This is a genomic window from Bacteroidia bacterium, assembly GCA_019695265.1.
Classification (GTDB): Bacteria; Bacteroidota; Bacteroidia; order JAIBAJ01; family JAIBAJ01; genus JAIBAJ01.
In genome coordinates this window covers 1-11,959 of sequence record JAIBAJ010000109.1, presented here as the reverse complement: position 1 = coordinate 11,959, position 11,959 = coordinate 1, and the positions used below count along the sequence as shown (strand labels likewise).

Below are 11,959 nucleotides of genomic sequence, written 5' to 3'. Positions count from 1 at the left end.
TCGTTGCCCGAGGGTGCAACCTCAAAGTATTATTTCTAATCCAACGGTTTACTGTATCTACTATATCCATTATTATTTATAATTCCGGATTGGTAAATCCTGGGATACAGCATATTAGACCAATTTTTCTGGAAAAATTCAACTGGATTTGTTATTCTAAAAGGTATGGGTGTTTTTTGCATTCTTTACATGGTATGGTAAATGGCTGTTTGAAATGCCACGTGGAAATGCTATGGGATATTCCTGCCAAGTCGGACAGATCAATTCAGAATGGGCATGCACCATCGGGCAACGATAGAGGCAAGTAGCCCACAGGACCCCTACGGCTTTAGCCTAGGGGGACGAGGACTACAGCCGATAGCGTGACCCGAAGCCCGGTGCAGAAACCCCGGATTTGTTGTTGAAATTTAGTTGGGCGAAGGGGGCCCGCATAATTCATCAAAAAAGTGAATAACAACTGCCATTTTCCAATATTTTTGTCCCACTATGTCAAATCATTCCATTTCTACCGACCGCGCTCCGAAACCGGTTGGATTGTATCCTCACGCCAAACGTGTTGGTAATCTTTTGTTTCTTTCCGGAGTTGGGCCTCGGGAAGCAGGTACCAATGCTATTCCCGGACTTGAACTGGATGAACAAGGACGAATTGTGAAGTATGATATTGAGGCTGAATGCCACTCGGTGTTTAAAAATGTTAGAACCATTTTGGAAGAATCGGGAAGTAGTTGGGATAAAATAATTGATGTTACGGTATTTTTAACCAATATGAAAGATGATTTTCCAAGCTATAATCGGCTTTGGGCTCAGTATTTTAAAGAAAATCCACCTTGCCGAACCACCTTGGAAATAAAGAGTTTGCCCACTCCCATTGCCATTGAACTGAAAGTAATAGCCGAACTGTAATCGATTGAAAAAGCTGGCCATTTTTGCTTCCGGAAATGGAAGTAATGCGCAACAAATTATTGCTTACCTGGAGTCGCATCCTACGCTTAGAATTGGATTGGTGGTGAGTAATAAGGAGAACGCCGGAGTGCTTGAAAAGGCAGAGAAGTTGGGTATTCCAACCCGGGTGTTGCCCAAGCCCGATTGGGTAAATGAATCCATCGTATTGGATTTACTGAAGTCGTTTGAAATAGAAGGAATTGTGCTTGCCGGGTTTCTACTAAAAATTCCGGCATTTTTGGTACAGGCTTTTCCGGGTCGGATACTCAATATACATCCGGCCTTATTACCCAAATTTGGAGGAAAAGGAATGTATGGCATGCATGTTCATGAAGCGGTGAAAAATTCGGGCGATAGGATTACCGGAATTACTATCCATGAGGTTAATGAGGTGTATGACCAGGGTAAAATTGTTTTTCAGGCAAGTTGCGAGGTTTTGGAAACGGACACTGCCGAAGCCATAGCCGGGAAGGTGCAACAGCTTGAACACCTTCATTTTCCCGGGGTAGTAGCGTCATATTTTGCAGAAGATAAAGCCTGAATTTACCTGTTTTCTGTTCCCTGAATTTAATCCGATAGGACCATTTTACATTTCTTATTCCTATATTGCAGACCATAATCTGAAAAATTTTTCACATTTTCGCCACCTGTTTAACTGTAAATATGAATTTTAGACGAATTTTAATTACCCTTTTTCTATGTTGGATGGGGGGGGCAGGTTTTGCCCAGCAAGTTTTGAAGGGGACCATTAAGGATGATAAAAATGGGGAAGCCTTAATTGGCGCAACCGTTGTAATTAAAGGTACTACAGTGGGTACGGTTACCGACCTGGATGGTAACTTTGAATTGAAACTGGATCGGAAATTACCGATTACCTTAACGTTTTCATTTATTGGCTATACGCCACAAGATTTGGAAGTGAAGGACGCCTCCGCTCCAATTAAGGTTAGTATGAAGACCAATGAAACCATTTTGAAGGATGTGGTGGTTTATGAATCGAGAATTTCGGAGAAGCAAAAACAAGCTCCTCTGACTGTGGAAAGTATGGATTTGATTTCCATCAAGGAAACCCCTGCCGCCAATTTTTATGAAGGATTGGGAAATTTGAAAGGAGTGGATTTAACCTCGGCCAGTTTAGGGTTTAAAGTAATTAATACCAGAGGCTTTAATAGTACTTCGCCGGTAAGGTCGTTGCAAATCATTGATGGTGTTGATAACCAAAGTCCGGGATTGAACTTTTCGCTAGGGAACTTTTTGGGAGCCTCGGAACTGGATGTAATAAAAGCTGATTTGATAGTGGGTGCCAGTTCAGCCTTTTATGGTCCAAATGCATTTAATGGGGTTATCAGCATGACAACAAAAAGTCCGTTTACCCAGCCCGGATTGCAATTTCAGATGAAAGTGGGCGAGCGAAATTTGTTGGAAACGGCCTTTCGTTGGGCCCAATCGGTTCAGAATAAAAGTGGAAGAGATGTATTTGGTTATAAATTGAACTTGTTTTGGTTTCAGGCATACGACTGGGAGGCTACCAATGCTGACCCAACCATCAATAGCATGGTAGGTAAAGACAACCCCGGAGGTTACGATGCAGTTAACCGTTATGGCGATGAAAACCTAACCAGTCAATACAATAATTACAGTTCGAGGAGCAACCAATTTAATTATCCCGGTTTGTATATTTTCCACCGCACCGGATATTGGGAAAAGGATTTGGTAGATTATAATACCAAGAACCTGAAAGCCAATGTTGCCTTGCATTTTAAGCCAACCGAGAAAATAGAGGTAATTGCAGCTTCCAACTTCGGATATGGAACCACGGTTTACCAGGGCGATAACCGTTACAACCTCAAAGATATCTTGTTTTTCCAGAACAAACTGGAGGTGAAACAGGAAGGAAAATTCTTTGTTCGGTTTTATGCTACCAACGAGGATGCCGGAAATAGTTTTGACGCGGTTTCAACGGCTTTTGCCTTGCAGGATTCGGCCAAGAACAACTTTAACTACAGTGTTGATTATGCCACGTTTTGGGCACAAAAAATTTCTCCGCGGATTAAAGGTTATCCCGGTTTCCCAACATTAAGTCCGGGAAATCCGTTTGATACCACGCTGGCCCAAGCCATTATGGCCGGTTACCGTGATTCCTTGTTAATGTACCACGATTGGGCCAGGGCGGTAGCCGATAGTGCTAACCCAATCAAAGGAACTTATGCATTTTTTCAACCCGGAACTGCCCGGTTTGACTCGGCATACAACAAAATTAAAAGTACTTATTTTAATGGTCCTTACCGCGGTGCACGGTTGTTTGACAAATCAGCATTATACCATGTGCATGGAGAATACAAGATGAAACCGGGCGATTGGATTGATATTACCCTGGGGGCCGAAGGAAGATTGTATACACCTATGTCGCACGGAACCATATTTAGCGATACCCTGCAGGTAAGCAAAATAAATACGGATGCAAATGGCAACCCAACCGATACGGTTTATGATTACCGGAAAATAACCAATTATCAGTTTGGGGTTTATTTAGGTTTGGAAAAGAAAATAGCCAAGGAGAAGTTGAAGTTAAACGGAACCATCCGCATGGATAAGAACCAAAACTTCAATTATTTGTTTTCACCTGCTGTTTCAGCCGTTTATAACCCTTATGTGAATCATACCATTCGTTTTTCTTTTTCGGCCGGTATTCGTAATCCTACCTTGGCCGACCAGTATTTGTATTACAATGTTGGGCGAGCTATTTTGTTAGGAAACATCAATGGATACGATTCCCTGGTTACGGTAGATTCTTACAATAATTTTCTGCTTGCCGGTGCCGGAACACAAGCCAAGGACAGTCTGGAGTATTTTAATGTAAGTCCGATTCGTCCGGAGAAGGTAAAAACCTTTGAGTTGGGATATCGGGCCACTTTGTGGAATCATGTGTATATTGATGGTTCCGCTTATTACAGTTGGTACAAGGATTTTATCGGGTATAAAATTGGATTGGAATCTGAATTGGATAAGAATGGACAACCCATTTCCATTCAGGCATTTCGAATTGCAGCCAATTCAGAGGATGTGGTGTTTACTTATGGTGCCAGCTTAGGAATAAATTATTTCTTTAAGCAATACAGCATTGGCGGAAATTACTCCTGGAATGTATTGGATAGGAATGGCAGTTCGGATCCTTTGATTCCGGCCTTTAATACCCCAAAACATAAGTTCAACTTATCGTTCAGTGGTCGTGAAATCAAGAACTTCGGATTCAATATTAACTACAAATGGATTCAAGGTTTCCGTTTCGAAGGTTCACCTCAGTTTACTGGCGAAATTCCAACTTACGATATGGTCGATGCTCAAGTAAACTACAAAGTTGCCAAGTTCTATTGCACCTTTAAATTGGGAGCTTCCAATCTGTTTGGTATTGTGCCGTATTTCCGCAACAATCACCTAAACTTTGGTGAGCGTGTTGGCAAAATGTTCGATAATAAGCAATTGCAAGTTTTTGGTGGACCGTATGTTGGCCGATTGGTTTACTTCAGTGTGTTGGTTGATTTGGGTCCTGAAATGTTTAAGAAGAAAAAGAAATAAGTTTTGTTACAAGTAGAACGTCCCAGTTTTGATGATATTTACATGGATTTGGCCCAGAATTTGGCCCAAAAATCCCATTGTGTAAAAATTAAGGTAGGTGCGGTATTGTCTAAGGATACCCGAATTGTATCGCTGGGATACAATGGTCCACCGGCCGGAACCCATAATTGTGATCAGGAATGGCCCGGACAAGGTTGTGCCAGGGATCGCAAAGGAAGTTGTTCGTTGGCTTTGCATGCGGAAGAGAATGCTATTTTGTATGCTGCAAAAAACAAGGTGAATTTAGAAGGTGCTACCTTGTATGTAACACTTTCGCCATGTTTGTCTTGTGCCCGAACCATTTACACTATGGGAATAAAAAAGGTATATTTCCTAAATTCTTATGCTGAGTACAAAGGTTTGGAAGTTGATGAAGGGGTGGAGTTTCTTCGGAAGTTTGGGGTAGGAGTGGAGAAGTACTTTTTAAAAGCCTGATAGCGATTGCTTATTTGTTTTTATTGGGTGATTTCTTCCGCTTTTCTAATTCTTTACGTAAAAAGTGAGCATATTTTTGGTGTCCGGCATCATTGAAGTGTTGTTGGGGAATGTTGTAGTCGGCTAATTCCAGTTTTTGTTCTATCAGTAGGTCCGGTCCCAGGTTTAGACCTTTGTAATTATCGGGACTGGTTAGTCCTGTCATCATTTTTACTTCCGGAATGAAAGAAACCAGGCAAAGGGCTCCTGTCTGTTTCGCCAGATTTTGAATGGCTTGGTATTCGCGGTTTACAGCAGGTTCTTTTAGTTTTACCGAGGCGGCTTCCCGGTGGTATTCTTCGTATTCCAGAGAAGCAATATTAACCCATTCCATTTTTGCACAGAATTTCCACAGCAAGGTTCCGATAGAACTGAGACTGCAGCATTTGTCAAACCAGGTTCGTTTTGGGATAAAAGTGGTTTTTAAGGCAAAGTCAAGAGCTATTTCCGGAGAATTAAAATAGCGGTGCAAGGGTTGGTTCAGAATACATCCTGCATTGGTAAAGTAAAACAAGGGAACTCCCGGTTGTGGCTCACGGTGATAGTAAAAGATATCATTTCCGCCATATACATTTACAATAATTACATCGGGTTTAATAATGGGAATATAGGTTTTGGCAATGGCAAGGTATTGGGCAGGATCAGCCCCGGGTATACCAAAATTGTAAACGGCAAAACCGTCAGCCAGCAGCTGGTCGGCAAAGCACCGGGTTAAATCTTCTGCTGATTGTCCCCAGGTGTAAGAATCGCCCAGCAACATTACCCGTGTTTGATCGGTTGGGAGGGGTGAAAAGGCTATGCTGCGAAATCCATGCTTGTTCACCGGATGATACAGGTAGTCAAGCAGCAGGGTGTCGAAACAATTCTGAGGCTTGTTTTGCAAAATGGAACGTAAGCGTTTTGCCAGGTCGCTTTTAGATTTTCCGGAAAACACATCTAGGTTTTCTTGGGGTAGATAGGCTAGTCCGCCTTCGTAATTGGGTGGTATTGGAAGAGGTGAGTTAAAATCTCGTCTTGCCACCCTGTTTTTAAGAATGGAATCGGCGCGTTGCCTTACCTCCGGTGCAATTTTAAAGATACCTTGTTCATCGGCATAGTAACCACGTAGTACCTTTAAAGTATCCACCGCATGAATCCATTGAGAATCCCAATATTCACCGGGTCGGATATGGAATGCCAAACGAAGAACGGCTTCTGCCATAGCCATGGATATCAACAAGGCTAACCCGAGTATGGTAAATCCTTTGAGAAGATTAGTTGACCTTGCACCCATTCCTCAAAGATAAAACCAAATTTAAATTAGGCTATGCGGAAAAAGTCATACAGTAGGAAACGACAAGTTTTTTAAATAATTAGTATGCGGGCCCCTTCCGCCCAACCGGTTTTTAATTAAGCCCCAAACAACCTGCACGGGCGTTCAGGTCACGCTATCGGCTGTAGTCCTCGTCCCCCTAGGCTAACGCCGTCGGTGTCCTGTGGGCTACTTGCCTCTATCGTTGCCCGATGCACAACCTCGTAGTTTTGATACTATACCAACTTTTAATCGTATCTACCGGGTTTCAGCAAGGAATTCATGGCATTTTAACCCAAAATTGTTATAAGAAAGTTTAAACTAGGTTATGAGACAAGTGATAGGATGGATTTCAAGATATTCTTTACCGAGAGAACATTATGTAATACCAATTTTAATTTATAAATAGTCCAAAGGCAATTTATAAATTTAGATTGGTAAGTACCGAGGATACAGAATGTTAGGCCAATTTTTTCAAATAAAATTAATACATAAAATTGGACTAAACATAATGTCCATTCGGTATAAACACTTCCTTGCCGGTTTCCATTTCTGTTTTTCGTATTCAAAACTTTTTTTACCTTTCAGCCTCTTCCTGAAATTAATGAAAAACCCAGTTCTTATCCTTAGTTTTTTGGTTTGTCCAACTTTTTTGTTCGCTCAAAACCAAGCTCCTGTCATCTCCAATTTACATGTAGATGTTCCATTTAATGCCAACTATGCCAATATTACCTTTGATGTAAGTGATGCGGAAAATGACGACCTGGATATTAAAATTGAATTCTCCAACGATGGTGGAAATTATTTTGTAGTACAAACCGGTAACTCCAGCGGAGACCTGGGTTTTCCCATCAGCCCCGGAAACAATAAACTTATAACCTGGCAGTTCGATACCATTTCCAACATTTATGCTTATTCCGTTCGGGTCATTGCCGACGACCGTCAGGTACCTTCTATTCAGGAATTGGTTGACGCTGTGGATAGCAACCGCCTTCGCAACGATTTAACTATGCTAACTGCCGGAATTCGTCACTACCAGGCTAATCCTACCCACCTCGAAGCAATGAAAGATACCATTGAATCCCGTTTCCAACAGGCAGGGCTACAAACCGAACGACAAGCATTCGAACGTCCTAGCACCGGCGGATATATAGGACATAACATCTTGGGTCGTAAACCTGGACTTGGCGAAGAAGCAAAAACCTATTATGTGGATGCCCACTTTGATTCGGTTGAAGATGGTCCGGGTGCCGATGACAATGGCTCCGGTGTGGTTGGATTTCTTGAAGTACTCCGCGTTTTAGCTCCTTACCAATTTACCCGGTCCATCCGATTCATAGGGTTCGATTTCGAAGAAAGTGTGGGTGTTATTGGCACCTATGGTAGTTTGCAATATACCTCTAGTCAAATTCCTGTATGGGAAGAAATAAAAGGGGTGGCCAACTACGAAATGATTGGTTATTATTCTGAAACACCCAATGCACAACAGGTTCCAACCGGCTTTAACTTCTTGTTTCCTAACCAGTATGCTACCTTGCAGGCAGATAGCTTCCGTGGAAATTTCGTGGTTAATGTGGGCGACACCGAATCGGAAGAGTTTGAATTAGCCTACGATTCTTTGACCCGAATCTATGTCCCAAATCTAAAAGTGATTTCCCTTACCCTGCCCGGAAACGGACTCATTGCTCCCGATTTCCGCCGAAGCGATCATGCCAATTTCTGGGATATCAATGCCCCGGCAATTATGCTTACCGATGGAGCTAATTTCAGAAACCTCGATTACCATACCATTAACGATACCTTGGGTAAACTGAATTTCGGATTTATGGCTAATATTGTAAAGGGAACTGTAGCAACCATTGCCACCTTAGCCGGAATTCAACATTCCTCCTACGCTGATGCCGATATTTTCCCTAGCAGCATTCCCAAAGCCAGCATGAATTGCCCGGTTAATTTGTTCCCCAATCCCAATCATGGTAAATTACATATCGACCTCGGAACTTGCTTTAGCTCTAAAGTAATGGTGGAGGTTTTTGATACTGGCGGAAAAGTAGTTTGGCAAAAGTCTATCCCGGCAGCTAAAGCTGAATTGGATTTGAGCAGCCTCCCCACCGGTAGCTATTTTATCGCTCTGATGGCCGATTCTAAAACCTTGGTTAAGAAGTTGGTTTTAGAAAAATAGTAATTTATTCAGCCTTCTATTTCCAATTCAGGCTTGGTTAAGCAGAAATAGTATTTTTGTACTACCATGTCAACAACACTTTTCTGGCATCGCCGCGACCTTCGTCTCGACGACAATGCCGGCCTTTACCATGCTTTGCGTTCCGGTAATCCGGTTCAGCCCATTTTTATTTTCGATACCACTATCCTGGATAAGCTACCCAAACAGGATAAACGGGTTGAATTCATACACCGTAGTTTGCAAAAGTTAGATCAAGCCTATCGGAACCACGGAGCTTCTTTACGTATTTATCACGGTAATCCCACTGAACTTTGGCCGCTTATTTGGGAAGAATGGAAACCAAGCGCCGTTTTTACCAACCACGATTATGAACCTTACGCCCTTCAACGGGATCAACAGATTGGTAGTTGGTTGCTATCCAAACAATCGGCCTTTTACACCTTCAAAGACCAGTGCATTTTCGAAAAAGACGAAGTGTTAAAGGACGATGGTAAGCCTTACACGGTTTTTACTCCTTATTCCCGTAAGTGGAAAGCCAAGTTAAATGCCTTTTACCTGCGTCCGTATCCGGTTTCCAATTACCTACAAAACCTCCAAAAGCACAACCCTTTTCCTTTCCCAAGTCTTGAATCCATTGGGTTTGAAAGCACCGGACTGGGTGAGTTAAATTACGACATTTCCGACACTCTTTTGCAGCGTTATGGACAATATCGCGACTATCCTTTTTTGCCCGCTACCAGTCGTGTCAGCATTCACCTGAGGTTTGGTACAGTCAGCATTCGGCAATTGGCAAGCCTGGCCCGTGAAAAAAGCGAAATTTGGTTAAATGAGTTGATTTGGAGAGATTTTTATATGATGATACTTTGGCATTTCCCGCATGTGGTTGGCAATTCCTTTAAGCCGGCTTATGACCGCATTGCCTGGCGCAACAATCCGGCCGATTTTGAACGTTGGTGCCAGGGTAAAACAGGTTATCCCATTGTGGATGCAGGCATGCGTCAGCTTAATGAAACCGGCTTCATGCATAACCGGGTGAGGATGGTGGTAGCCAGTTTTTTGACTAAACATTTACTCATCGATTGGCGCTGGGGTGAGGCCTATTTCGCTGAAAAATTGCTCGATTTTGAGCTGGCTTCTAACAACGGTGGCTGGCAGTGGGCAGCAGGTTCGGGTTGTGATGCCGCCCCGTATTTTCGCGTTTTTAATCCGGAAGAGCAAACTAAAAAGTTCGATGCAGAAGGTCGTTATATCCGAAAATGGGTCAAGGAAGTGGACGAATTAAGCTATTCCAGACCCATAGTCGATCATAAATTCGCCCGCGAAAGAGCCTTGAAAACCTATAAACAAGCTCTAGGAGCGGAAGAATAATACCGATTGGACTATTTATAAATTAAAATTGGTATAATTTTTAGAAAACAATCTTCCGTGCCTCTGCCAATCTTCAGTCCCGCTATCGCCTATAGTTTGCGGTTTTGTGCTACTTCGTTGGTTTGGTTTAGGTTCAATTGGAAGTGCTTGGCCATTATATTTAGAACCGCAAAGCTATTTGTCTCTATCGGGTTTAGTTTAGAATGGTTTAGCTTTCAAAAATACATCATCCAATCCGTATACCGCCAACTCGTCACTCAAAGTATAGAGGAAACTGATAAACAAAAAAGCCTCGTTCGGAAGTGTTTTCCAAACAAGGCTTGAAGATATGTAGATACCTCGAGAAGCTAATTAAGCTTGCTCGGTGCGGTAGGTTGCCTGAACGTAAACTGCTTTAAGGCGAGTTTGACGAGCGCGGATACAAGGTTTAGTGAAAGACTGGCGTGCACGTAATTGTTTAACAACACCGGTTTTTTCGAATTTCTTCTTGTACTTCTTTAAGGCTTTTTCAATGCTTTCGCCTTCTTTAATTTGAACAACAATCATCGTCTGATTTAAATTTTAAGGGGTGCAAAGATAACAATATTTTCTTTCCAACAACTATTATTGTAGAATTTGTTTTCCAATTACCAGTTTTTGTATTTCAGAGGTGCCTTCACCGATGGTACAAAGCTTACTATCTCTGTAAAACTTCTCCACCGGAAAGTCTTTGGTATAACCATAGCCACCAAAGATTTGAACAGCTTCTGTACTTACTCTTACTGAAACTTCGGAGGCATAGTATTTAGCCATAGCTGCCTGTGTAGTCATTTTTAAACCTCTGTTTTTTAAGTCGGCTGCCTGGAAGGTAAGCAATTCTGCCGCTTCAATTTCGGTAGCCATATCGGCAAGTTTAAAAGCAATTGCTTGGAAATTAGCAATTGGCTGTCCAAATTGTTCTCTTTCTTTGGAGTATTTCAAGGCCGCTTCATAAGCTCCTTTGGCGATACCTAACGACAAGGCAGCAATGGAGATTCTACCACCATCCAACACCTTCATGGCCTGAATAAAACCATCGCCAACTTTTCCCATTACCTGACTTTCATGAACCCGGCAATTTTCAAAAATCATTTCCGCGGTTTCCGATGCCCGCATACCTAGTTTATTTTCTTTCTTTCCGGCCTTAAATCCTGGAGTACCTCGTTCAACAATGAAAGCGGTAATTCCATGTGAATCCAATAATTCGCCTGTTCTGGCTAAAACTACAGCTACATTTCCGGTAATACCATGGGTAATCCAGTTTTTTGCTCCATTTAAAACCCAATGATCTCCGTCCTTCGTGGCTACAACCTTCATTCGCATAGCATCACTTCCCGTGTTTGACTCGGTTAAACCCCAGGCACCAATCCATTCTCCTGTCGCTAATTTAGGAAGGTATTTTTTCTTTTGCTCTTCATTTCCGAATTGCAAAATATGTCCGGTACACAACGAGTTGTGTGCCGCCATAGATAAGCCTATAGAACCACAAACCTTAGCCAATTCGCTGATAGCTGTTACATATTCCAAATACCCAAAGCCTGATCCTCCGTATTCAGTCGGAACCAAAACTCCCATCAAGCCTAATTCACCCAATTTTTTAAAAACTTCTACCGGAAATTCCTGACTTTCATCCCATTCCATTAAACGAGGTCTGATGTTTTTTTCAGCAAAATCCCTCACCATCTTGGCAATCATTTCTTGGTTTTCGTTTTGAGCGAAGTTCATGTGTCTTTTTATTTGATGGGCAAAGGTAGAAATCCTAAGGAATGATGCAAATTCATTGCAAGGTTTATTTCTTTAATCCCTATTTTGGGTGAAATACAGCCAGCACGCTATTCAATTAAATGCCAACCCTTCGGGCTGGTTTTTTTTGTTTGGCGGAGAGTGAGGGATTACTACGTGAACCCGTTTTGGGGAGGCATCAAACAAAAAAACCTGCTCGTGGCCTCGCTTGGTTTTTTTATTTCCACTCCTCACTCAAGCCCTGGCGGGCTTGGTTCGGGTTGGAAATAAAAAAACCAACCCTCCGGGCTGGTTTTTTTTGTTTGGCGGAGAGTGAGGGATTACTA

The 11,959-nt window shown here is 42.3% G+C and carries 10 protein-coding genes; 7 read left to right on the top strand and 3 right to left on the bottom strand.

The genetic code is table 11. From position 1 onward, the window contains the following. The 5 genes from K1X82_12935 to K1X82_12915 form a co-directional block, all read left to right on the top strand. Positions 1-308, top strand: a 308-nt coding sequence (locus tag K1X82_12935; GenBank protein ID MBX7183010.1) for a hypothetical protein, incomplete at its 5' end; no start/stop codon positions are given. A gap of 178 nt (positions 309-486) precedes the next feature. Then, positions 487-903: a RidA family protein gene (locus K1X82_12930; GenBank protein MBX7183009.1), complete on the top strand. Its 417-nt coding sequence runs from the start codon at positions 487-489 to the stop codon at positions 901-903. 4 nt (positions 904-907) lie between these two features. Further along, positions 908-1,483, top strand: a complete 576-nt coding sequence (locus K1X82_12925) for a phosphoribosylglycinamide formyltransferase (GenBank protein ID MBX7183008.1) — start codon at positions 908-910, stop codon at positions 1,481-1,483. Between the two features lie 164 nt (positions 1,484-1,647). Then, positions 1,648-4,518 (top strand): TonB-dependent receptor, encoded by a 2,871-nt coding sequence (locus K1X82_12920; protein ID MBX7183007.1) that lies wholly within the window; start codon positions 1,648-1,650, stop codon positions 4,516-4,518. Between the two features lie 42 nt (positions 4,519-4,560). Then, on the top strand, positions 4,561-4,992 hold the full coding sequence (locus K1X82_12915; GenBank protein ID MBX7183006.1) for a dCMP deaminase family protein: 432 nt from the start codon (positions 4,561-4,563) through the stop codon (positions 4,990-4,992). Between the two features lie 10 nt (positions 4,993-5,002). On the opposite strand, the gene K1X82_12910 is transcribed toward K1X82_12915, so the two are convergent. Next, positions 5,003-6,304: an SGNH/GDSL hydrolase family protein gene (locus K1X82_12910; protein MBX7183005.1), complete on the bottom strand. Its 1,302-nt coding sequence runs from the start codon at positions 6,302-6,304 to the stop codon at positions 5,003-5,005. Positions 6,305-6,926: 622 nt separating this feature from the next. Between K1X82_12910 and K1X82_12905 the strand changes: the two genes are divergently transcribed. Both K1X82_12905 and K1X82_12900 read left to right on the top strand, forming a co-directional pair. Beyond that, entirely contained in the window at positions 6,927-8,504 is a 1,578-nt protein-coding gene (locus tag K1X82_12905) for a M28 family peptidase (GenBank protein MBX7183004.1), read from the top strand. 66 nt (positions 8,505-8,570) lie between these two features. Next, positions 8,571-9,872: a DNA photolyase family protein gene (locus K1X82_12900; GenBank protein ID MBX7183003.1), complete on the top strand. Its 1,302-nt coding sequence runs from the start codon at positions 8,571-8,573 to the stop codon at positions 9,870-9,872. 351 nt (positions 9,873-10,223) lie between these two features. On the opposite strand, the gene rpsU is transcribed toward K1X82_12900, so the two are convergent. Further along, complete coding sequence (gene rpsU, locus K1X82_12895; protein MBX7183002.1) at positions 10,224-10,418, bottom strand: 30S ribosomal protein S21; 195 nt, start codon at positions 10,416-10,418, stop codon at positions 10,224-10,226. A 57-nt stretch (positions 10,419-10,475) separates the two neighbouring features. Next, positions 10,476-11,615, bottom strand: a complete 1,140-nt coding sequence (locus K1X82_12890) for an acyl-CoA dehydrogenase (protein ID MBX7183001.1) — start codon at positions 11,613-11,615, stop codon at positions 10,476-10,478. Positions 11,616-11,959: the final 344 nt, after the last annotated feature.

What these genes read in the sequence shown, in the direction of transcription:
- K1X82_12930 (MBX7183009.1), top strand. Translation starts at nt 487, where the DNA reads ATGTCAAATCATTCCATTTCTACCGACCGCGCTCCGAAACCGGTTGGA.
- K1X82_12920 (MBX7183007.1), top strand. Translation starts at nt 1,648, where the DNA reads ATGGGGGGGGCAGGTTTTGCCCAGCAAGTTTTGAAGGGGACCATTAAG.
- K1X82_12915 (MBX7183006.1), top strand. Translation starts at nt 4,561, where the DNA reads ATGGATTTGGCCCAGAATTTGGCCCAAAAATCCCATTGTGTAAAAATT.
- K1X82_12910 (MBX7183005.1), bottom strand. Translation starts at nt 6,304, where the DNA reads ATGGGTGCAAGGTCAACTAATCTTCTCAAAGGATTTACCATACTCGGG.
- K1X82_12905 (MBX7183004.1), top strand. Translation starts at nt 6,927, where the DNA reads ATGAAAAACCCAGTTCTTATCCTTAGTTTTTTGGTTTGTCCAACTTTT.
- K1X82_12900 (MBX7183003.1), top strand. Translation starts at nt 8,571, where the DNA reads ATGTCAACAACACTTTTCTGGCATCGCCGCGACCTTCGTCTCGACGAC.
- rpsU (MBX7183002.1), bottom strand. Translation starts at nt 10,418, where the DNA reads ATGATTGTTGTTCAAATTAAAGAAGGCGAAAGCATTGAAAAAGCCTTA.
- K1X82_12890 (MBX7183001.1), bottom strand. Translation starts at nt 11,615, where the DNA reads ATGAACTTCGCTCAAAACGAAAACCAAGAAATGATTGCCAAGATGGTG.